Annotated in this window: 20 protein-coding genes; 7 read left to right on the top strand and 13 right to left on the bottom strand. The window is 72.5% G+C overall.

Translation table 11 applies throughout. The features are described 5' to 3' along the window. The first annotated feature begins 4 nt into the window (after window positions 1–4). From K7I03_RS26750 to K7I03_RS26735, 4 genes are all read left to right on the top strand, one after another. Window positions 5–1,612, top strand: a complete 1,608-nt coding sequence (locus tag K7I03_RS26750; protein WP_185944670.1) for a glycerol-3-phosphate dehydrogenase/oxidase — start codon at window positions 5–7, stop codon at window positions 1,610–1,612. Window positions 1,613–1,744: 132 nt separating this feature from the next. Further along, window positions 1,745–2,800: a glycoside hydrolase family 18 protein gene (locus K7I03_RS26745; protein ID WP_185944669.1), complete on the top strand. Its 1,056-nt coding sequence runs from the start codon at window positions 1,745–1,747 to the stop codon at window positions 2,798–2,800. A 182-nt stretch (window positions 2,801–2,982) separates the two neighbouring features. Next, complete coding sequence (locus K7I03_RS26740) at window positions 2,983–4,377, top strand: PAC2 family protein (protein WP_185944668.1); 1,395 nt, start codon at window positions 2,983–2,985, stop codon at window positions 4,375–4,377. Window positions 4,378–4,551: 174 nt separating this feature from the next. Further along, a complete protein-coding gene (locus K7I03_RS26735) occupies window positions 4,552–5,397 on the top strand; it encodes a LolA-like protein (protein ID WP_185944667.1) in 846 nt (281 codons plus the stop codon). Window positions 5,398–5,407: 10 nt separating this feature from the next. Here K7I03_RS26735 and K7I03_RS26730 read toward each other — a convergent pair whose 3' ends face one another. The 4 genes from K7I03_RS26730 to K7I03_RS26715 form a co-directional block, all read right to left on the bottom strand. Continuing rightward, entirely contained in the window at window positions 5,408–6,109 is a 702-nt protein-coding gene (locus K7I03_RS26730) for a bleomycin resistance protein (protein ID WP_185944666.1), read from the bottom strand. Between the two features lie 100 nt (window positions 6,110–6,209). Further along, the gene (locus tag K7I03_RS26725) at window positions 6,210–7,136 is read right to left on the bottom strand and encodes a ribosome-inactivating family protein (protein ID WP_185944665.1); all 927 of its coding nucleotides are present in this window, start codon (window positions 7,134–7,136) and stop codon (window positions 6,210–6,212) included. A 211-nt stretch (window positions 7,137–7,347) separates the two neighbouring features. Further along, the gene (locus K7I03_RS26720; RefSeq protein WP_224347229.1) at window positions 7,348–7,932 is read right to left on the bottom strand and encodes a flavoprotein; all 585 of its coding nucleotides are present in this window, start codon (window positions 7,930–7,932) and stop codon (window positions 7,348–7,350) included. Window positions 7,933–8,053: 121 nt separating this feature from the next. Beyond that, complete coding sequence (locus K7I03_RS26715; RefSeq protein ID WP_224347228.1) at window positions 8,054–8,821, bottom strand: GntR family transcriptional regulator; 768 nt, start codon at window positions 8,819–8,821, stop codon at window positions 8,054–8,056. A 122-nt stretch (window positions 8,822–8,943) separates the two neighbouring features. Between K7I03_RS26715 and K7I03_RS26710 the strand changes: the two genes are divergently transcribed. Both K7I03_RS26710 and K7I03_RS26705 read left to right on the top strand, forming a co-directional pair. Next, window positions 8,944–9,189, top strand: a complete 246-nt coding sequence (locus K7I03_RS26710) for a hypothetical protein (RefSeq protein ID WP_185944723.1) — start codon at window positions 8,944–8,946, stop codon at window positions 9,187–9,189. Further along, entirely contained in the window at window positions 9,186–9,650 is a 465-nt protein-coding gene (locus K7I03_RS26705; RefSeq protein WP_185944664.1) for a hypothetical protein, read from the top strand. Before K7I03_RS26710 ends, K7I03_RS26705 begins: the two co-directional genes overlap by 4 nt. Window positions 9,651–9,683: 33 nt before the next feature. Here K7I03_RS26705 and K7I03_RS26700 read toward each other — a convergent pair whose 3' ends face one another. From K7I03_RS26700 to K7I03_RS26665, 8 genes are all read right to left on the bottom strand, one after another. Then, window positions 9,684–10,124 (bottom strand): ASCH domain-containing protein, encoded by a 441-nt coding sequence (locus tag K7I03_RS26700; protein ID WP_185944663.1) that lies wholly within the window; start codon window positions 10,122–10,124, stop codon window positions 9,684–9,686. A 9-nt stretch (window positions 10,125–10,133) separates the two neighbouring features. After that, a complete protein-coding gene (locus tag K7I03_RS26695) occupies window positions 10,134–10,436 on the bottom strand; it encodes a DUF6191 domain-containing protein (protein ID WP_185944662.1) in 303 nt (100 codons plus the stop codon). Window positions 10,437–10,481: 45 nt separating this feature from the next. Beyond that, a complete protein-coding gene (locus K7I03_RS26690; protein ID WP_185944661.1) occupies window positions 10,482–12,755 on the bottom strand; it encodes a glycoside hydrolase family 31 protein in 2,274 nt (757 codons plus the stop codon). Between the two features lie 109 nt (window positions 12,756–12,864). Then, window positions 12,865–13,296, bottom strand: a complete 432-nt coding sequence (locus K7I03_RS26685) for a nuclear transport factor 2 family protein (RefSeq protein ID WP_185944660.1) — start codon at window positions 13,294–13,296, stop codon at window positions 12,865–12,867. Between the two features lie 191 nt (window positions 13,297–13,487). Beyond that, entirely contained in the window at window positions 13,488–14,717 is a 1,230-nt protein-coding gene (gene mshC / locus K7I03_RS26680) for a cysteine--1-D-myo-inosityl 2-amino-2-deoxy-alpha-D-glucopyranoside ligase (RefSeq protein ID WP_185944659.1), read from the bottom strand. A 225-nt stretch (window positions 14,718–14,942) separates the two neighbouring features. After that, the gene (locus K7I03_RS26675) at window positions 14,943–15,896 is read right to left on the bottom strand and encodes an SCO1664 family protein (protein WP_224347227.1); all 954 of its coding nucleotides are present in this window, start codon (window positions 15,894–15,896) and stop codon (window positions 14,943–14,945) included. Then, window positions 15,860–16,450, bottom strand: coding sequence for a DUF3090 domain-containing protein (locus K7I03_RS26670; protein ID WP_185944658.1), 591 nt, complete (start codon window positions 16,448–16,450; stop codon window positions 15,860–15,862). Before K7I03_RS26670 ends, K7I03_RS26675 begins: the two co-directional genes overlap by 37 nt. Window positions 16,451–16,564: 114 nt before the next feature. Beyond that, complete coding sequence (locus tag K7I03_RS26665; RefSeq protein WP_185944657.1) at window positions 16,565–17,269, bottom strand: histidine phosphatase family protein; 705 nt, start codon at window positions 17,267–17,269, stop codon at window positions 16,565–16,567. 114 nt (window positions 17,270–17,383) lie between these two features. Here K7I03_RS26665 and K7I03_RS26660 point away from each other — a divergent pair, with 114 nt between their 5' ends. Next, on the top strand, window positions 17,384–18,367 hold the full coding sequence (locus tag K7I03_RS26660; protein ID WP_185944656.1) for a magnesium and cobalt transport protein CorA: 984 nt from the start codon (window positions 17,384–17,386) through the stop codon (window positions 18,365–18,367). Between the two features lie 178 nt (window positions 18,368–18,545). Here the strand turns inward: K7I03_RS26660 and K7I03_RS26655 are convergent, their stop codons facing one another. Then, a complete protein-coding gene (locus K7I03_RS26655) occupies window positions 18,546–19,337 on the bottom strand; it encodes a ferritin-like domain-containing protein (protein WP_185944655.1) in 792 nt (263 codons plus the stop codon). Window positions 19,338–19,409 lie beyond the last annotated feature (72 nt).

The raw sequence follows: 19,409 nt of genomic DNA, 5'->3' as shown, positions 1-19,409 counted from the left end.
ACTCATGACTACCCCGCAGAGCGTGCCCACCCTGGGAACGCACCCGGCCGCCGGTGCCAACCCGGGCCGTGCCGAGACCCGGGAGCGCCTGTCCAACGCGACGTACGACCTCCTGGTCATCGGCGGCGGCATCCTGGGCACCTCGGTCGCCTGGCACGCCGCGCAGTCGGGCCTGCGGGTCGCGATGGTGGACGCCGGCGACTTCGCCGGCGCCACCTCCTCCGCGTCCTCCAAGCTCGTCCACGGCGGTCTGCGCTACCTGCAGACCGGCGCGGTCAAGCTGGTCGCGGAGAACCACCACGAGCGCCGGGTGCTGGCCAAGGACGTGGCCCCGCACCTGGTCAACCCGCTCACCTTCTACCTGCCCGTCTACAAGGGCGGGCCGGTCGGCGCCGCCAAGCTCGGCGCCGGTGTCTTCGCCTACTCGGCGCTGTCCGCCTTCGGCGACGGCGTCGGCAAGGTGATCTCCCCGTCCCGCGCCAAGGCCGACAACCCCGGTCTGCGCACGGACAACCTCAAGGCCGTCGCGGTCTACTACGACCACCAGATGAACGACTCCCGCGTGGCGGTCATGACCGTCCGCGCGGCCGTCGAGTCCGGTGCGGTCGTCCTCAACCACGCCGAGGTCACCGGGCTGCGCTTCACGCACGGCAAGGTCTCCGGCGCGGAGCTCAAGGACCGCGTCGACGGCACCGAGTTCGGCATCGACGCCCGCGTGGTGCTCAACGCCACCGGCCCGTGGGTCGACCACCTGCGCAAGATGGAGGACAAGGGCGCGGCCCCCTCCATCCGCCTCTCCAAGGGCGCGCACATCGTGATGAAGCGCAAGTCGCCGTGGAAGGCCGCCATGGCCACCCCGATCGACAAGTACCGCATCACCTTCGCCCTCCCCTGGGAGGACCAGCTCCTCCTCGGCACCACCGACACCCAGTACGAGGGCGACCCGGCCGACGTGCGCGCCACGGAGGAGGACATCCAGCAGATCCTGGACGAGGCCGCCTTCTCCATCGTCGACGCGGACCTCGACCGCTCGCTGATGACCTACGCGTTCGCCGGTCTGCGGGTGCTGCCCGGCGGCCCCGGCGACGTGGCCCAGGCCAAGCGCGAGACCGTGGTCACCGAGGGCAAGGGCGGCATGCTGTCCGTCGCCGGCGGCAAGTGGACCACGTACCGCCACATCGGCCGTACGGTCATGACCAAGCTGGCCAAGGTGCCCGGCAGCCCACTGACCGAGGAGATGGAGCCCGTCTCCAGCCTGGTCCGCCGCACCCCGCTGCCCGGTGTCGCCAACCCCAACGCGGTCGCCCACCGCCTGCTCGTGGACCGCGAGCCCGGCACCCGGATGGACCCGCTGACGGCCCGTCACCTCGCCACGCACTACGGCTCGCTGTCCTTCGACATCGCGCGCCTGGCCAACGAGAACCCGGAGCTCGCCGAGCGCATCCACCCCGACGGCCCGGAGATCTGGGCCCAGGTCGCCTACGCCCGCGACTACGAGTGGGCCGAGACGGTCGACGACGTGCTGCGCCGCCGCACCACGCTGACCATCCGCGGCCTGGACGACGAGAACGTCCGCACCCGGGTCAAGGACATGCTGGAGCGCAAGGGCTGATCCCCGCCGCACCCCGGTAGGCAGGCGAAGGGGGAGGGACGTGTGACGTCCCTCCCCCTTTTCCGTCTTCCTCTTGTAAGAGGCAACCGGTGGCGCCCCTCCCCCGTCCCTGGAGGAGAAAGGGGGGCCATCATGACCTGGCCGCGGATCCGGGCCCGGCTGCGCCGGCTCCGGCGCCTGCCGCGCGGGCGGACCGTCAAGCGCGTCGCACTCGTCCTGTTCCTCGTCGTCGCGGTCCCGGTGGTGGCCGCCGCCGGGGCGCTGCGCGCCTCGTACGCGGGCGCGCCCGCCGACGACGCCGTCACCCGCGGGCGGGACGCCGTCTGGCTCGGCCACGCCTGGGTCGACGGCCGCCGTACGGACAAGGACCTGGCCGGCCTCAAGCGGCGCATCGGCGGCAGCGGCGTCCGGGACCTGTACGTCCACGCGGGCCCGCTGGAGCACGACGGCACCCTGCCCGCCTCCGCCTACCGGGGCGCGCGCCGGCTGATCGACGCCGTCCACCGGGAGCTGCCCGGCGTCCGGGTGCAGGCATGGCTCGGCGACGTGGTCGCGCACGGCGGGACGGGCGGGCTGCGGCTGGGGTCCGCCGCGACCCGGGACGCGGTGGTGGCGAGCGCCCGGCAGGTGCTGACGGCCGGCTTCGAGGGCGTCCACCTCGACGTCGAGCCGGTGGCCGACGGCGACGCCGGCTTCCTGACGCTGCTGGACTCCCTTCGTCCGGCGGTCCGTTCGGGCGGCGGGGTGCTGTCGGTGGCCGCGCAGCAGATCGACCCGCTGCCGTCGATGCACGCGGCGTCGCGCGCGTTCGGCGGGCGGAAGTGGTGGTCGCAGGGGTACTTCGCGAAGGTGGCCCGGCGCACCGACCAGATCGCCGTCATGTCGTACGACACGGCGCTGCCCTGGGAGAGCCTGTACGGCGGCTACGTCGCCCAGCAGACACGGCTGGCGCTGGAGGCCACCCCGGCCGGCACGGACCTGCTGATGGGCCTGCCGTTCTTCCACACCGACGACATGGGCCACCACGGTTCGGCGGAGACCGCCGCCGCGGCGCTGCGCGGCGCCCGGCTCGGACTGACACGCGAGGACCGGCACCGCGAGCGGTTCGGCGTCGCCCTGTACGTGGACTTCGCCGCGACGGAAGGCGACTGGCGTGCGTACCGCGAGGCATGGGGCAAGCGAGGGTGACGGGCGCTCCCGGTGACGCGAGGGTGATGAGCATCCCTTGCGCGGACTGCGGACAGCGGTCCCGGAAGTCGTAGGCTTGGGGGCGCACGCACGAGACCTGCGAACAACTGCACTGACAACTGCACTGAACGGCAACCGGCGATGGAAGGGACCCCTCCGCGCCGGTCGGAAGGAGGCGCTGGGTGATCGAGCTTGAGGGAGTTCCCGAGCTGATCGACCCGGTCATGATCTGTGCCTTCGAGGGCTGGAACGACGCCGGAGACGCCGCCTCCAGTGCGGTCGCGCACCTGGACCGGGAGTGGAAGGGCGAGGTCTTCGCCGCGCTGGACGCGGAGGACTACTACGACTTCCAGGTCAACCGGCCCACCGTCTGGCTGGACGGCGGGGTCCGCAAGATCACCTGGCCGACGACCCGGCTGTCCGTGGTGCGCACCGGCGGCGGTTCGGGCGGTCCGGCGGGCACGGGTGAGGCCGGGGACACCGGGGGCACGGCGGGCATCGGGGGCATGGCGGGCATCGGCGGCCCGGGAGGCATCGGCGGCTCGAAGGGGCCGCGTGACCTGGTGCTCGTCCGGGGCATCGAGCCGAGCATGCGCTGGCGTTCGTTCTGCAACGAGATCCTGGGCTTCGCCCACGAGCTGGGCGTGGAGATGGTGGTGATCCTGGGCTCGCTGCTCGGCGACACCCCGCACACCCGGCCGGTGCCGGTCAGCGGGGTCACCTCCGACCCCGACCTGGCGCGCACCATGGATCTGGAAGAGTCCCGCTACGAGGGCCCGACCGGCATCGTCGGCATCCTCCAGGAAGCGTGCACGCACGCGGGCGTGCCCACCGTGAGCCTGTGGGCGGCGGTGCCGCACTACGTGTCGCAGCCGCCGAACCCCAAGGCCACGCTGGCCCTCCTCAACCGCCTTGAGGACCTGATCGACCTGCGCATCCCGCAGGGCGACCTGCCCGAGGACGCGCGCGCCTGGCAGCTCGGCGTCGACCAGCTGGCGGCGGAGGACAGCGAGGTGGCCGAGTACGTCCAGTCGCTGGAGCAGGCGCGGGACACGGCGGACCTGCCGGAGGCGTCGGGCGAGGCCATCGCCCGCGAGTTCGAGCGCTATCTGCGGCGGCGGGACGGGCAGTCGGGGCCGGGGGCCGGTCCGGGCCCGGTCGGCGGACCGGGCGGGGCCGGGGGCCCCGGAGGTCCGGGCGGTCCTGGCGGCGCGGTCTCGGGGCCGGGGCAGCCGGGCGGCCTGGCGGCCGAGCCGGGCTTCGGCGAGGCGGGCGGCCGGGACGCCTCGTACCTGCGCGACACGACGAGCGGGCGGACGCGTCCGCCGCGGCGGGCGCCGAAGGAGCAGGCGGAGGGGGCGGAGGGCGGCGACGGTGCCTCGGGCTCCGGTCCTGCCGGCTCCGGTCCTGCCGGCTCCGGCTCTGCCGGCTCCGGTCCTGCCGGCTCCGGCTCTGCCGGCTCCGGCTCCGGCTCTGGCTCGGGCTCCGGTCCTGCCGGCTCCGGCGGGGAAGGCCGTACCGGCGGCGAGCGCGGCGGTGGTGAGGACGAGAACGGCCCGCCGCCGCAGGGCGAGTAGTTCGAGGTTCCGGCCGAAGGGGCGCCCACCGCTGGGGGGCGCCCCTTCGGCTGTGTGCTTCCGCCGTCCGCGCGGACCCGGTCGCCGGCCGGCCGCGGGCGGCGCGTACGCTTCCTTTTCACCCCTATACGTCATATTGCTTGTCATATCGCTCGACAAAAGGACAGAACGGCCGTGAAGGCGCTCAAGAAATACGTCATGGCGGCCACCGGGACCGCCCTCGCGCTCTCGCTCACCGCGTGCGGCGGCGGGGAGAAGGAGGACGACCGCGACCCGCAGGCCGTACTGAAGGCCGCGGCGGAGAAGACGGCGGGGGCCAACTCCTACCGGACGAAGCGGCAGGTCACCGAGGTCGACGGGACCGAACGCGGCGAGTACTCCTTCTCGCGCAAGCCCGACCTGGCCGAGCGCAAGACGTGGCGGACGCGGACGAAGGACGGCAAGAAGGAGCCGGAGCGCTTCGCCCACGCGATGAGCAAGGACCAGACGCTCTACACGCGCGACGCGAAGATCGCCGACGGCCGGTGGGTGAGCAGCAGCCTCCTGGCCGCGGGCGAGGAGCCGCCGAAGCCGGAGGACGTCCAGAAGACCGCCGAGGGCTCGCTGCCCAAGCTGCTCGGCGTCCTGCGCACGTCGAAGGACGTACGGAAGGTGGGCAGGGAGAAGGTGAACGGCCACAAGACCACGCACTTCGCCGGCACGGTCGTCCTCGCCGACCTGGCGGCGTACAAGGGCGACGTGATGCGGGACTGGCTCCGCGAGCTCTACGTCGAGAAGCACCGGAAGGACGGCCTGGAGAAGGTCGACATCGACCTGTGGATCGGCGAGGACGACCTCCCGGTCAAGGGCGCGGAGCACGGCAAGGGCTCCAAGGGCAGCACGGGCGTGACCGAGGAGTACGCGGAGTTCGGCGCCGACCCGGGGATCCGCATCCCGAAGGGCAAGGACGTCGTCACGGAGGACGCCTGGCTCCAGGAGGTCCGGGACAAGGCGTACCGGGGCATCGACCCCGTGAGCTGACGCTCCCCTCTCAGCCGCGCAGTTCGTCGAGCCGGGCGAGGTCGTCGCGGACCGACTCCCGCTCCTCGGCGGTGAGTTCGACCGCGGCGGCCCCGGCCAGCGCCTCCTCCCGGCCCGCCTCGTCCCCCAGCCGCCCCGCGACGTCCGCCCGCAGCACCAGTAGCCGCAACAGCTGGACGGGCGTGGGGCGTTCACCCTCCGTACGCAGCGCCCGGTCGATGACCCGGGCGGCCCCGACCGCGTCGGCCTTGGAATCCGCGAACAGCGACGCGTAGTGCAGCGCCCGCGCGAACGTCTCCTTCGGCGCGGGCCGGTGGCGCTGGTCGGCGCTGGTCACGGTCCCGATCCGGACGCAGTTGCCGCCCGGGTCCGTCATCAGGAACTGCCGCACACCGTGCGAGGTGTCCTTCACCGCCCCGAACCGCGGCAGCCCACGCGTCGGCACCTTCCCGTACGCCGCCTTCAGCCCCTTGCGGAACGCCTCGTGGAGCCCGTCGACGTCGTCCGTGCGGACGTAGCAGGTGCTGTACGAGGCGGCGGGGTCATGCTGCTTCACCCCGAAGAAGTGCAGCTCGATCCCGCCGTACTGAACGACGGCGTACGGATTGGGGCTCATCTGATGATGCGTCACCTCGAAACCGAGGGCGGTGTAGAAGTCGAGCACCGGGCGGAGGTCGGGGCAGGGAAGGATGGGAATCGTCGTCTCGGTCATGCGCGGCACTGTAGTCAAACTTGACTACCGCGCGCACCGGTTTTTCGAACATCCGTTTCCGCGAGGTCGCCGGGCCGACGCGGACGGTCGGCGGGGCCGCTCAGAGCTCGTCGTGCTCCCACTTGCCGTTGGCCATGCTGGTGCTGCCCAGCGCCAGGCGGAGGTACCGCCGCACCTGGTCGAGGCCGTTCACCGTGCCGATCGACGGGATGAAGGGCGCCGTGGCGTTCTGGCCCGCCGAGACGCGGTGGTAGTACTCGGAGAGGGAGTCCCAGGAGTTCTCCAGTTCCTGCTGCTGGTGCGGCAGGCCGTACTGGAACTCCCACGTCCCCATGGCGGTGCGGAAGGTGCCCTCGACGTCGTTGAAGCGGGCCGCCTCGGAGAGCATCTGGATCACCAGGCTGAGCGAACGTGCCGTGTTCTGACGCTCGTTGCCGGAGTTCGGGTTGTTGACGGTCGCCAGCTGGACGAGGGAAGCCCGGATGTCGTTGTAGCTGATCGTCATGGCCTCCCGGCCACGGCCGGCGGTGCCCGTCAGGGAGTTGTAGTTGGAACCGAAGTTGAGGGTCTGGACGTTCGTGTCGACGTCCGGGCGGGGGTCGGTGGTCTCCCGCAGCCGGCCGGCCAGCGCGCCGTTGATGTCGTTGAATTGGTAGGTCGTGCCGCGCTCGGTGGAGAAGCCCCAGACGTAGAGGTTGGAGGGGTTGATCCAGATGCGCACCTGGTGCCGGGCGCCGCGGTCGTCCGGCGCGGTCAGCGACGCCTGGATGAGCCCGACGTTCTCCAGCTGCGTCTCCTGGGTGTTGTACCCGGCCGCCGCGTTGCGCAGGCTCTGGACGAACGTCGAGTAGTCGTCACGCTGGTGATCACTGGCGCCGTCGTCCGCCAGGTTGATGTACACGTGCGACATGTGCCGCCACTCGGTACGGGCCTGGGCGGTGCCGGCGGTCGTGAGCGTGCCGGTGACGGCCAGCGCCAGACCGGCGCCGGACAGGATCAGGGAGCGGGCGAGGCGGGACTTGCGCATGGGGTGTGTTCTTTCTGCGGGGGCTGATTCTGACCGATCGGCACCGTCGCTCCCGCCCCGCGCCCGGGGGTGGTGTGCGGGATGGAAGCGGACGGCCGAATTCACCGTAGGGTCCCCTCGCCCGCGCGAACTGTCCGCTGCGCGCACACTCCTGCTCCGAGAGCGCACGGTGGCCGCCGACGGCCTTCGGCCGCACCTCGCCGTCCGGACCTCAGCCCGGACACACGACGGCGTCCAGCACCCGCTCCCACGGATAGCCATCCACGTGCCGCCCACCACTCCCGGGCCCATGCGGCACCCACTCTCCCGGGCCGTACACCACCCGCACCCCGGTGCTCCGCAGCACCTCCAGCGAACGCCTGGTGGCCGGGTGCGCATCGAGCGCGGTCGACCAGAACGGCAGCGCGGCCACCGGCAGCCCGAGCCCGACGGCTTCGGCGAGCAGCCCGAGAGCGTAGGTGTCGGCGATGCCCGCCGCCCACTTGTTGGCCGTGTTCATCGTCATCGGCGCCACGACCACCGCGTCAGCGGGCGGGTTCCGCTTCCCCTCCCCCTCCCGGCGCCAGGTGCTGCGCACGGCCCGCCCCGACGCGGCTTCGAGCGCGGGGGTGTCGAGGAAGCCGCCCTCGGCGGCAGCGCGCGTCGCGATAACGCACACGTCCCAGCCTCGCCGTTTCGCGGCGACGACCAGCCGCTCCGCGTCCCTTGCGGGACCGGCGGCGCAGACGATCGCGTACAGGACGCCGCGTGCAGTTCCCTCCGGGGCGCCCGTTCGCCTTTCCAGGTGCCCGTTCAACGACCCCTCCTCAGGCGTACCGCATCGCGGGCCCGCCGCCCAGAGCCTCGAACCGGCCCGTCCGGGCCTCGCTGGACAGCGCCGCACTGATTCGGCTCACTGACGGCCCGACTTCGATCGGTCACTCTTCCGGATGCTCCACCGAGATCTCATAGGCGATCTCCCACCGCGCGTCCGGAATGACGATGTCGGCCGTCTCCACGGGGCGACCGTCCCTGTCGTAGTAGGTCCGCTCGATACAGGTGACCAGGTCGCCCAGGCTGATGCCGAGGAGGTTCGCCTGAGCCTGAGTCGCTCGCGACGGCCTCGGCACCTCGACCGCCGTCGCGACGATGACGCCGAGGGAACGCATGCGTTCGACGACGCCCTTGCCCGCGAACGGGCCGAGTTCGGGAAGCACGACCGGGGTACCGCCGGTGATCGCCATGGGCTCCCAGCTCTCGGAGAGCTGTACCGGCCGGCCGTCGGCGAGAAACTCGTAGACCGTGCGGACGCACGGCTCGCCCGGTGCGATCGCCAGCCGTTCGGCGATGTGCTCGGGCGCGGCGATCCTGGCTTCGGAGTGGGACTCCCAACTCGCCGGTCTGCCCTGTTCCTCCATGTCCGAACGGAACGGCGAGTGGCGCCTCCGCTCCCGGTGGGACGACCGGATCATGCGCAGCCGTTGCCGCGGCTCCCGGACGTACGTTCCGGAGCCGGCCCGGCCCTCCAACAACCCTTCGACGATGAGGCGTTCCTGGGCCTTCTGCAGCACGTTGGGGCCGACCCCGTAGTGGAGGGCGAGCTGCGCCCGGGACGGCAGCCGCTGCCCCACGGACCACTCCCCTTGGGCGATCCGCCGGCGGAGATCATCGGCAACGCGCATGTAGGGCGGTTGTTCTGCGGCCATGGGTTCTTTCCCGTGCTGCCCCAGCGGGGCGTGGAGTTCGGCGGCATTGACAACCTAGTGCATTAGCCGGATTCTAATGCATTAGAAATACGGGGTGTAGCCGGTCGCTCACGGGGAGATCTGTGCGTACAGCGAAAGCCCAGGCCGTAGCGCTCGCCGCGCGTTTCGCCGCAGCCACCGGCCAGACGCCGCACACCGACGAGACGCCCATGCGTATCCGTGTGGAGGTGAACCTCCCACGGGAGTTGAGCGACACCGCCCGCCGGATCGTCGTCGCCGCTCTCGCCGGAGCGGACCGCTATGGGCACGACCACACCTCCGCGGGAGCGGTGGTGTGGGCCGAAGTGGATCAGGGGAGAGAGAAATGAGCCTCATCGCATCGTCCCGGCAGGCATCCGCGTGGGCGCGATGGCTGTGCCGCGCCGCGAAGGAGCCGCGGACGGCTTTGGCGCAGTGGTCGGCCGGATGCACCACCCCGCTGACCATCGGTACCGCCTGGGACCTGGTCCAGCTCGACTTCACCTTGGCGACCGCGGCCGTCACACTGCTGAAAGAGCGCAACCGCCCCGTCGGCCCGTACCTGATGGGCGGCATGGAGCACGCGATGTGGTGGCTGCTGCCGCTTGGCGCGGGCAACGGGTTCCGGAACGTGCCCCGTGTGGCACCGCGCCCCAAGGGGGCCGAGCTGTTCGCCCCGCCTCCGGGCACGTACACGGGCGACCGGGCCTGGGTGCTCCCCGAATGGACCGGCGAGGGCCATCGGATCCCGACCGCCCCCGACGACCTCCGCGGCGCCGTCGACCACGCGGCCCGGCTCATGGCCCGGTAGGCCACGCGTGGCCGGCGGCCCTGGTCCGGCCCCCTACCGCCCCGTCTCCTCCCGCAGGTCCGCCACCAGGCGGAACCGCTGCAGGACCGCCAAGGTCGAGTCGTCCACCGTGAAATCCGGCTCGCCCAGAGCCGCCCGCATCTCGGCGCTGTGCCAGAACGACTCGTGGTTCGCCCGCCATTCGGCGACGGAAGCGTCGCCCTCGCCCTCGTCGACGACGTGCGCGAAGTCCACTTCGTCCAGCCGCACGACGCGGACGTCCGTCACCTCGATGACCGCCACCGGGCGGTCGTCGGAGTCGACGACGACGCTGCGTTCGCCCACCCGGGGCAGGGACTCGCCCTCGTGCTCGTAGTCGACGACCAGTCCGGTGGTGGAGGTCTTCGAGCCGTCGAGGATGGCGGCGACGAGGCGGTCGCGGAGGGGGCCGGGGAAGGCGAACTCGGCGCGGGGGAGGCCGGTGGTGGGTTCCATGGTCGTAACCTAGTGCGAATGATCACGTGGGGACAGGTGTGCCGTCCCCGCGTCGAGGTCGATGCCGGTCCGGCGCGGGGCGCCGTCCTGTTCGTCGTCGCGCAGGACCAGTTCGACGCGGCGCTGCTCCAACTGCGCGCGCTTCCCGGGATACATGAGACCGTGCAGCTCCTCCGTCGCGGTCGCCCCCGCACCGCGCGGGCCGCCGGCGGTGCCTCCGCGGAGGAGGTGAACGCCCTTGCGCGCGGCGGCCGTCAGGAAGAGCGGGACGACGATCAGGAGGGCCAGGCCCGGGCCCGTCAGGAGGCTCATCACATCCGGGGGAACGTGGCGGGCCCGGGGACGGTTCCGCTCGCGTCAGCCGACCGCGCTCGCGCCGGGCAGTTTCAGGGTGAACGGGTGGTCCGTGGAGCGGCTGGGGGTGGTGAGGTGGATGGTGCCGCCGCGGTCGGTGGGGTCGTACCACCAGCCGGGGGTGGACGAGCCGACGGTGACGCGGGGCAGGGGGCGGCCGTCCAGGAGGACCGTCCGTGGGGTCGTGCGGGAGTGGACGGTGACGGTGTACGGGCGAGAGGGCTGCTTGCCCGCGTAGGAGCCGTGGGAGGCGCCCACCCGGACCGTGACGTCGCCCTGGCCGGTGCGCGGCGCGTGGACCGTCACCGTCTGCCGGGCCGAGGCGCCGGTGCGGTGGGCCCGGGTGACGCCGTCGTCCTCGTAGAGGGTGAACGAGGACGTGCCCTTCGGGTAGAGGTCCCAGGCCAGCGGGGAGTCGGGGGTGCGGTCGCGGTGGGAGCGGATGCCGGGCCACATGGGGATGTTCGCCCCGGCCTTCACGAAGAGGGGCAGGGTGTCGAGTGGGGCGCGGTAGCCGTTGACGGTCGTCGGCCCGTGGTACGTACGCCCGGTCCAGTAGTCGGTCCAGGTGCCGCGCGGCAGGTAGATGCCGTCCCGCGTCTCCTTGTCCTCGTACACCGGGGCGACGAGGAAGTGCTCACCGCTCAGGAACTCGTACTTCGCCGCGTCCGTCGCCGCCTTGGGGTCGTCCGGGTACTCCAGGGCCAGCGGGCGGACCGGGCCGACGCCGGTGCGGGCCGCCTCCGCCGCGTACGTGTACATGTACGGGAGGAGGGATTCCTTGAGCTTGAGGTACTTGCGGTTGATCGAGGTGTACGGCTCGCCGTACCGCCAGGGCTGCTTGTCGCTCGGCGCCCAGCCGTCCATGGTCATGACGGCGGGCAGGAACGCCTTCCACTGGAGGTCGCGGACGTACGTCTTCGCACTGCCGCCGAAGATGCCGTCGATGTCGCCGGTGGTGTAGGCGAGGCCGGACATCGTCGCGCCCGCGTAGGTGGGGATCTGCCAGCGGATGTAGTCCCAGGAGCCCTTCTGGTCGCCGGACCACTGGACGCCGCAGCGCTGGGCACCCGACCAGCTCTCGGGGGCCCAGGTGAAGCCGCGGGCGTCGCTGTTGTCCTCGATGCCCTGGTACGCGTCCTTGCAGCCGTCGAGGGCGAACTTGTAGCCGTCGCCGACCCAGGCGACGTCCAGCTTGGCGACGCGCTGGCCGGCCCGCACCTGGTCGGCGAGTTTGCCGAGGCCGTCCTCGGTCCACAGGCCCATGGTCATCTTGCGGTCGGCGAGGCCCTTGTTCACCTCGGGCAGGTTCTCGTAGCCGCAGCCGTAGCCGTCGTTGACGAGCATCCAGCCGAGGGGGAGGTCGTGTTCGACGTAGCCGTCCGCGACCTTCAGCGCGTCCGAGGTGCGGCGCTCGCCGCGGTTCTTGTTGTGCAGGTAGCAGTCGGAGTCGCCGACTTCCAGGCCGTACAGCGGCGGCAGGAAGGGGCGGCCGGTCAGCCGGGTGTAGCCGCCGATGACGTCCTTGGGGGTCCGGCCGGCGACGTAGTACGCGTCGAAGCGCTGCTCACGGGCGGTGGCCGTCACCGGGTCGGCGAAGTCGTAGGTGTTGGGCGCGTACGTGTTGCGGTAGACGCCGTAGCCGGCCGAGGAGAGGTAGAACGGGACGGAGTTGGGGTGACCGCCGTCGTTCCAGTCGTAGTCGACGCCCACGTCGACCTTCTTGCCGCGGTGCGAGGTGTTGCCGCGGCCGTTCTGCATGCCGGCGCCGTAGAACCGCTCGTCGGCGCCGCGCGCGAGGGACTGCGTCGTGCCGTCCTTGTCCCAGGTCAGGCCCTTGGTCTCGGACCAGAGGCGGGTGCCGTCGGCGCGGTACAGGGCGAAGCGGAGCGGTGCCTTGTAGGCGCGCAGGGTGAGGGCCGAGGTGCTCAGTTCGTAGCGGTCGCCGCGGTCGCGCCAGCGGGTGGGCGGGGGCGCGCCCTGCGGCAGGACGATGTCCTTGCCCGTGGGGTCGGTGAACGTGCCGTCCGGGGCGAGCTGGAGGCGGAGGGTGTCCGGAGTGACGAAGCGGATGCGGGCCTCGGACCGGCCCGCTGTTAAGCGGTACTCGGGGCCTTGGGCGGTGAAGGAGGTGACGGCGCCGACGGTGTGCGGCTCCGCGCCGGGGCCGTCGGCGGCTCGGGCCCCCGCTGGGGGGCCGACGAGGGCCGCGAGGAGGCCGAGCAGGGCGAGGAGGCCGGTGGTCGCGGGGGTTCTGTGCCGGGTGCGGGTGGTCATGCGGCCATGCTTAGCGCACTGTCGTGCGCATGACTATGGGGCGTTCCCCTGGCCGTCCTTTCTCGCCCGGCCCCCGCACTCCCTGAAACCGCGCTCCGCGCGGTTGTCCTCAAACGCCGGACGGGCTGTCTTCTCCCCGTACCGCCCCCAGGTCGAAGTAGTCTCGCCACGCAGCGATCAGCCCGTCCCGGATCTCGAACACCCCCGCCACCCGCACCCGGACCACCGCCCCCGACCGGAGCCGCATCACGTCCGTCCGTTCGTTGAACACCACTCCCCCGCCCTCGACTTCGGACGAAGACGAAGCCTGGTGGTGGACGGTGAAGTGGGCGGCGGTGAAGCGGGCGAGGAAGTCGGTGAAGTAGGCGCGGATGCGGTCCCGGCCGACGACGGGCGGCAAGGGCATGCTGTGGTAAGTCCCGTCCTCCGCGAAGAAAGACGCGAGCCGGGCGGCGTCCAGCCCATCCCACGCCGCGAAGAAGCGCGCGACGACCTCCTCCGGGCCGGTCCCCGGCTCCGACCCCGTCTTCGTCTCCGTCATGGATTCGTCTCCGTCTCCGTCATGGAAAGGCACCTCTTTCCCGTCTCGGCTCGACGTGTGCGAAGCCTACGAGGGCCCGGGACGGCGGCTCGACCGGGGTACCGGGGTCCTGCCCGGGCTCCTGAGGCGCCGAACGCGGCAGGAGGCGCCCCCCACCAGTGGCGGGGAGCGCCTCCTGTCCTCGGGGCGGGCTAGAGCGCGACGCCCAGCAGCGCGTCCACGGTCCGCGACACCAGGCCGGGCGCGCCCTCGTCCGTACCGCCGTCGGCGGCCTGGGCGGCGGCCCAGCGGTCGACCGCGGCCAGGGCGGCCGGGGCGTCGAGGTCGTCGGCGAGGGCCTCGCGGACCTCGTCGAGCAGGGCGTCGGCGGACGGGCCGTCCGGGCGGGAGACGGCGGCGCGCCAGCGGGCGAGGCGCTCGACGGCCTCGGCGAGGACGTCGTCGGTCCACTCCCAGTCGGCCCGGTAGTGGTGGGACAGCAGCGCGAGGCGGATCGCGGCCGGGTCCACGCCCTCGCGGCGCAGGGCGGAGACGAAGACGAGGTTGCCCTTGGACTTGGACATCTTCTCGCCGTGCAGGGCGACCATGCCCGCGTGGACGTACGACTTGGCGAACGGGTGCTCGCCGGTGAGGGCCTGCGCGTGCGAGGCGCCCATCTCGTGGTGCGGGAAGATCAGGTCGGAGCCGCCGCCCTGGACGTCGAAGCCCATGCCGAAGTACTCCAGGGCGATGGCGACGCACTCGATGTGCCAGCCGGGGCGCCCGGGGCCGAGGGAGGCGCCGTCCCAGCTGGGCTCGCCCGGGCGGGCGGCCATCCACAGCATCGGGTCGACGGGGTTCTTCTTGCCCGGCCGGTCCGGGTCGCCGCCGCGCTCGGCGGACAGCAGCCGCATGGCCTCGGCGTCCAGGCCGGAGACCTCGCCGAAGTGGGCGTCGGAGGCGACGGAGAAGTAGACGTCGCCGTCGAGCTCGTAGGCGGCACCCGCGTCGCGCAGGCGCTCCACCAGCGGGACGATCTTCGGTATCGACTCCACGGCGCCCACGTAGTGGCGCGGCGGCAGCAGCCGCAGGGCGGTCATGTCCTCGCGGAACAGGGCGGTCTCGCGTTCGGCGAGGGCCTCCCAGTCGTCTCCGTTGGCGGCGGCCCGCTCCAGCAGCGGGTCGTCGATGTCCGTCACGTTCTGGACGTAGTGGACCTGCCGCTTGGTGTCGAGCCACACGCGCTGCACGAGGTCGAACGCGTTGTAGGTCGCCGCGTGCCCCATGTGGGTGGCGTCGTAGGGCGTGATGCCGCAGACGTAGAGGCGGGCGACGGGGCCGGGGACGAGGGTCACCCGTCCACCGGTCGCGGTGTCGTGGATCCGGAGGTCGCGGCCCTTGCCGGGCAGGGCGGGAACCTCAGAAGCGGGCCAGGCATGCATGTCCTGAGCGTAACCGGATGCGGGTTCCGGATACGAACCGGAGGGGGCGGTTGGCTGAGAAGGGGGTCTTGCGCGGGGGGCGGGGGTGTGCCCCGGTCCCTCCCCCAGAGGGGGCACGCCCATTCACCGTTTCTGCGAGGGCTGCGCCCCCGCGCCCCCGAAACCGCGCTCCGCGCGGTTGTCCTCAATCGCCGGACGGGCTGAAAACCAGCCCGCCGCAGGCGCCTACACCGGCGGCCACGGGATGGCCGGCCACTCCCCGCTGGGCGACCGGTGCCGCCCGGTACGCAACAACTCGGCCACCCGCCCCCGCAACGCGTCGATCTCCGCCGGAGTGATCAACTCCGCCAGCCGTCCCGCCAGGGGGCGTCCCTCGGCCAGATCGGCCGAAAGTCGCCGTAGCGCCTCCACCGCCTCCTCCGTCAGCGGCTCCCCCGCCCACCCCCACAGCAACGTCCGCAGCTTGTCCTCGGCGTTGAAGGTGACGCCGTGGTCGATGGCGTAGAGCCGGCCGTCGGCGGCGGGCAGCAGGTGGCCGCCCTTGCGGTCGCCGTTGTTGATCACCGCGTCGAGGACGGCCAGCCGGCGCAGCCGCTCGTCGTCGGCGTGCACGAGCAGGGCGGTGTGGTCGTCGCCGACGTCCGCGTAACCGACGGCCTTCCAGCCGGGCCCGGGTTCGTCCCCCTCGACCAGCGCGAGGAGGCGCCGCGTCTCCTCGGCGGCGCCGTCGTCGGCCGGGCCGTCGATCCAGAGCTGGCACATGCCCGGCCCGTAGGGGCCGTCGCGGAGGACGGTCGGCGGGACCAGGCCCCAGCCCATCGCCTCGGAGAGCTCGTAGGCGGCCACCTCGCGCTGGGCGAGGGTGCCGTCCGGGAAGTCCCAGAGCGGGCGCTCCCCGGCGACCGGCTTGTAGACGCAGGCCGCGGTCACGCCCTCGTGGGCGACCGTGCAGTACAGGACGGCGTTGGACGCCTCGCGGATCCGCCCGCGGACGGTGAGCTCACCGCGGGCCAGCAGCTCCCGCGGGGTCACGCGGGACCCGGCGGGCTCACGCGGCCCGGCGGACTCGCTCAGCCCGGCGGAGTCGCCCGGCCCCCCGGTCTCGTCCGGCCCCGGCGGCACCCCACCGCGCTCCCGCGCGGTCACGCCCCGCGGCGGTATCCGTTCTGGCGCGGACATACGTGTCCCTCCGGGTCGAGCGGCAGGCTGCACAGCGGGCAGGGCGGCCGGCCGGCGTTGACGATGTCCAGGGCGCGCTTGGCGAAGGCGCGGGCCATGGTGCCGGTGATGCGTACGCGCAGCATGGGCGGCCCGTTGGTCTCGTCCTGGAGGAGGCGCTCCTCGGCGGCGGCCAGGTCCTCGTCGGTGTCGGCCTCCAGCTCGACCAGGGCCTGTGCCTCGACGACCATCCGCTGCCCCTCGGCGTCCCAGGCCAGGGCCATGGTGCCGACGCGGAACTCCTCCTCGACGGGGGTGTCCAGCGGGGCGGTGTCGGCGTACTCGACGGGGGCCACGGCCGGGACCGGGGCGTTGCCGCCGGTGCGCCGGACGACCTCGTCCAGCAGTTCGTCGATGCGCTCGGCGAGCGCTTCCACCTGCGCCTTCTCCAGGGCGACGCTGGTGGTCCGGCCGGCCGCGCTGGCCTGGAGGAAGAAAGTGCGGCGGCCCGGCAGCCCGACCGTACCGGCGACGAAGCGGTCCGGCGGGTCATAGAGGAACACCTGACGGGACAACGTCCTGCTCCATTGTGTCGGTGGTCGGAGGGGGGATCGGGGAACCACGGGAAGCTCGGCGGGCTCAGGCGCCGCGGCGGCGCCCCCGCGCACCCACCCTACTGCGCATGTGGATCACGGTGCTCCCGCACCGCCTCCCACCACGGCCTCCCCGGGGTCCCCCGCCGCCCCGCCCGGCGGCGTCGGGCGCGGGGCGAGCGACGCGGTCTCGCCGGTGTCCCCCAGCCGCAGCAGGTACGGCCGCAGGGGGGTGTAGCGGATCACCGTGAGGGAGCAGGGGTCGACGGCGATCCGCTGGAACTGGTCGAGGTGCAGCCCGAGCGCGTCGGCGACGACCGCCTTGATCGGGTCGCCGTGCGAGCACATGACGTAGACGGCGTCGGCGCCGTGTTCGCGCTCGATCCGGTCGTTCCAGTCGCGGACCGCGTCCACGGCGCGGGCCTGCATCGCGCGTAGGGACTCGCCGCCGGGGAAGGAGGCGGCGGAGGGGTGCCGCTGCACGACGGTCATCAGCGGCTCGTCGTGGAGTTCGGCGAGCTTGCGGCCCGACCAGTCGCCGTAGTGGCACTCGCCGATCCGCTCGTCCGTATGCGACGGCAGCTCCGGACGGGCGGCGAGCAGGGGGGCCACGGTCTCCTGACAGCGCTGGAGGGGACTGGTGACGAGAGCGGCGAGCGGGATCTCCCGCAGGCGGTCCGGGAGGGCCGCGGCCTGGGCGGCGCCCCGCTCGTCCAGGGCGACACCGGGAGTCCATCCCGCGAGCACGCCGCCGGTGTTGGCGGTGGACCGGCCGTGCCGGACCAGGATCAGGGTGGGCATGCCCGCCAGCCTACGACGGCCCCGGGCGCACACCGCCGGCGGTGCGACGAAGGTCTCCGGCGGTGCGCACGGCGAACGGCCCCGGAAGGGGAGCCGGGAAGGGAGAATGCCCGCGTGATCGTGGACTTCGCCATCTACCGGAACGGACACCGCACGGACGGTCCGGCCGACTTCTCCGACGCGCTCGACCAGGCGCGCGCCGACGGGGACGCCTTCCTCTGGGTCGGCCTGCACGAACCGACGGAGAGCGAGTTCGCCCTGGTCACCAGCGAGTTCGGGCTCCATCCGCTGGCCGTCGAGGACGCCCTCAAGGCCCATCAGCGGCCCAAGCTGGAGGTGTACGCCGACTCGCTGTTCGTCGTCCTCAAGCCCGTCGTCTACGACGACGACGCGGACACCGTGAGCACCGGCGAGCTGATGCTGTTCCTCGGCGACTCCTTCGTGGTGACGGTCCGGCACGGCACCGGCAACCCGCTGTCCGAGCTGCGGGCCCGCCTGGAGGACCAGCCCGACCTGCTGCGCTGCGGGCCCACGTCCGTGCTGTACGCGGTGAGCGACGCGGTCGTCGACCACTACACGGAGGTGTCCGGGCTGCTCCAGGCCGATCTGGACGAGCTGGAGACCGAGGTGTTCGCCCCACTCGGCATCGACAACAAGAACATCGCCTCCCGGATCTACGCGTTCAAACGGCAGGTGGTGGAGTTCCGGCGGGCCACCGTGCCGCTCGCCGAACCGGTGGCCCGGCTGGCCGGCGCCGGCCTGCCGTTCGTCAACGAGGAGGCGCGGCCGTTCTTCCGCGACGTGGGCGACCATCTGGCGCGGGCGAACGAGGCGGTGGAGCAGCTGGACCGGCTGCTTTCGGACATCCTCTCCGCCCATCTGGCCCAGATGGGCGTGCAGCAGAACGACGACATGCGGAAGATCTCCGCCTGGGCGGCGATGGCGGCGGCCCCGACGATGATCGCCGGGGTGTTCGGAATGAACTTCGTCCATATGCCGGAGTTGCAGCAGGTGTGGGGGTATCCGGCGGCGCTGCTGTTGATGGTGGGCGTGGTGGTGCTGCTGTACCGGCTGTTCAAGCGGCGGGGGTGGCTGTAGGGCGGGTCCGGCTACAGCCACGGCCACGGCTGGTACCGGACGTGATCGGTCCGAATGGTCCGGCTGGTACCGGATCGGACTGGTCCGGACCGGACGGATCGGTCCGCGGTCGCGGGGGCCGGTCCGCGGCGGTCCCGGAGACCGGCCTCCGCGACCGCGGGAGCCTGAGGTCTCGTCCTCAGGCGAACTCCGGCGCCACCGCCACCGCCCCGCCGCCCAGCGCGTCCCGCCGCTCCGGCATCCGCAGGGAGACCATCCGCCGCCGTCCGCCGAGCCGTTCGGCCGCGTACAGGGCGTGGACGCCCGCGGCGAGGGCGGCCGACTTGGCGCGGGGCCAGTTCAACAGGCGTCCCATACGCCCCATGACGGCGAGGCCGACGTCCCGGTACACGACGGCCTCGGCGAGGGCGCACTCGCGCAGCAGGGTGTGGATCGTCCGGCCGTGCCCGGCGGCGGCGAGCCGCAGCAGTTCCTCGTGGCAGTACGCGAGGTGGTTGGCCTCGTCGTGGCAGATCATCCGGAGGGCGCGGCCGACCTCGGGGTGGTCGCCGAAGTGGTGGGTGAGCATCCGCATCTGGTCGGCGGCCCGCTGCTCGGTGACCCGGCTGTGCGCCAGATAGGCGATGACGTCCCGGACGGACAGCGGCTCGTCCGCCCGCAGTTGGGCGTGCGGCAGGCCGATGCCGCGGCGTTCGAGGAGCATCGTGTAGTCGGTCTCCGGGGGCACCTCGGCCGGTTCCAGACCGCGTCGGCGCAGCAGGGCCAGGAAGATGCGGCCGTGTTTGTCCTCGTCCGCGCCATGCCGGGCGATCTTGGGGGCGAGGGCGCGGAGGCTCTCGGGCACCAGGGCGGAGATCCGGCCGTTCTCCCAGCCGCCCTGCGCCTCGCCGCTCGCGGCGATGGAGCAGAACAGGCGGAACGCCTCGTCGTCGTCGAGGATCTCCTGGAACAGACTTCTGGCCGTGAGCATGGCCCTCACCTCCGTGGGAACCAGTCAAGGTCCCCACCGAGGGGGGCGCCAGCCAGGAGGCGGCGGGCGCTC

This window comes from Streptomyces mobaraensis, assembly GCF_020099395.1.
Lineage (GTDB): Bacteria > Actinomycetota > Actinomycetes > Streptomycetales > Streptomycetaceae > Streptomyces.
This window is presented reverse-complemented; position numbering and strand designations above follow the sequence as displayed.

What these genes read in the sequence shown, in the direction of transcription:
- K7I03_RS26750 (WP_185944670.1), top strand. Translation starts at nt 5, where the DNA reads ATGACTACCCCGCAGAGCGTGCCCACCCTGGGAACGCACCCGGCCGCC.
- K7I03_RS26685 (WP_185944660.1), bottom strand. Translation starts at nt 13,296, where the DNA reads ATGACGGAGACGAAGACGGGGTCGGAGCCGGGGACCGGCCCGGAGGAG.
- K7I03_RS26725 (WP_185944665.1), bottom strand. Translation starts at nt 7,136, where the DNA reads ATGCGCAAGTCCCGCCTCGCCCGCTCCCTGATCCTGTCCGGCGCCGGT.
- mshC (WP_185944659.1), bottom strand. Translation starts at nt 14,717, where the DNA reads ATGCATGCCTGGCCCGCTTCTGAGGTTCCCGCCCTGCCCGGCAAGGGC.
- K7I03_RS26655 (WP_185944655.1), bottom strand. Translation starts at nt 19,337, where the DNA reads ATGCTCACGGCCAGAAGTCTGTTCCAGGAGATCCTCGACGACGACGAG.
- K7I03_RS26745 (WP_185944669.1), top strand. Translation starts at nt 1,745, where the DNA reads ATGACCTGGCCGCGGATCCGGGCCCGGCTGCGCCGGCTCCGGCGCCTG.
- K7I03_RS26700 (WP_185944663.1), bottom strand. Translation starts at nt 10,124, where the DNA reads ATGGAACCCACCACCGGCCTCCCCCGCGCCGAGTTCGCCTTCCCCGGC.
- K7I03_RS26690 (WP_185944661.1), bottom strand. Translation starts at nt 12,755, where the DNA reads ATGACCACCCGCACCCGGCACAGAACCCCCGCGACCACCGGCCTCCTC.
- K7I03_RS26665 (WP_185944657.1), bottom strand. Translation starts at nt 17,269, where the DNA reads ATGCCCACCCTGATCCTGGTCCGGCACGGCCGGTCCACCGCCAACACC.
- K7I03_RS26675 (WP_224347227.1), bottom strand. Translation starts at nt 15,896, where the DNA reads ATGTCCGCGCCAGAACGGATACCGCCGCGGGGCGTGACCGCGCGGGAG.
- K7I03_RS26715 (WP_224347228.1), bottom strand. Translation starts at nt 8,821, where the DNA reads ATGGCCGCAGAACAACCGCCCTACATGCGCGTTGCCGATGATCTCCGC.
- K7I03_RS26695 (WP_185944662.1), bottom strand. Translation starts at nt 10,436, where the DNA reads ATGAGCCTCCTGACGGGCCCGGGCCTGGCCCTCCTGATCGTCGTCCCG.
- K7I03_RS26730 (WP_185944666.1), bottom strand. Translation starts at nt 6,109, where the DNA reads ATGACCGAGACGACGATTCCCATCCTTCCCTGCCCCGACCTCCGCCCG.
- K7I03_RS26705 (WP_185944664.1), top strand. Translation starts at nt 9,186, where the DNA reads ATGAGCCTCATCGCATCGTCCCGGCAGGCATCCGCGTGGGCGCGATGG.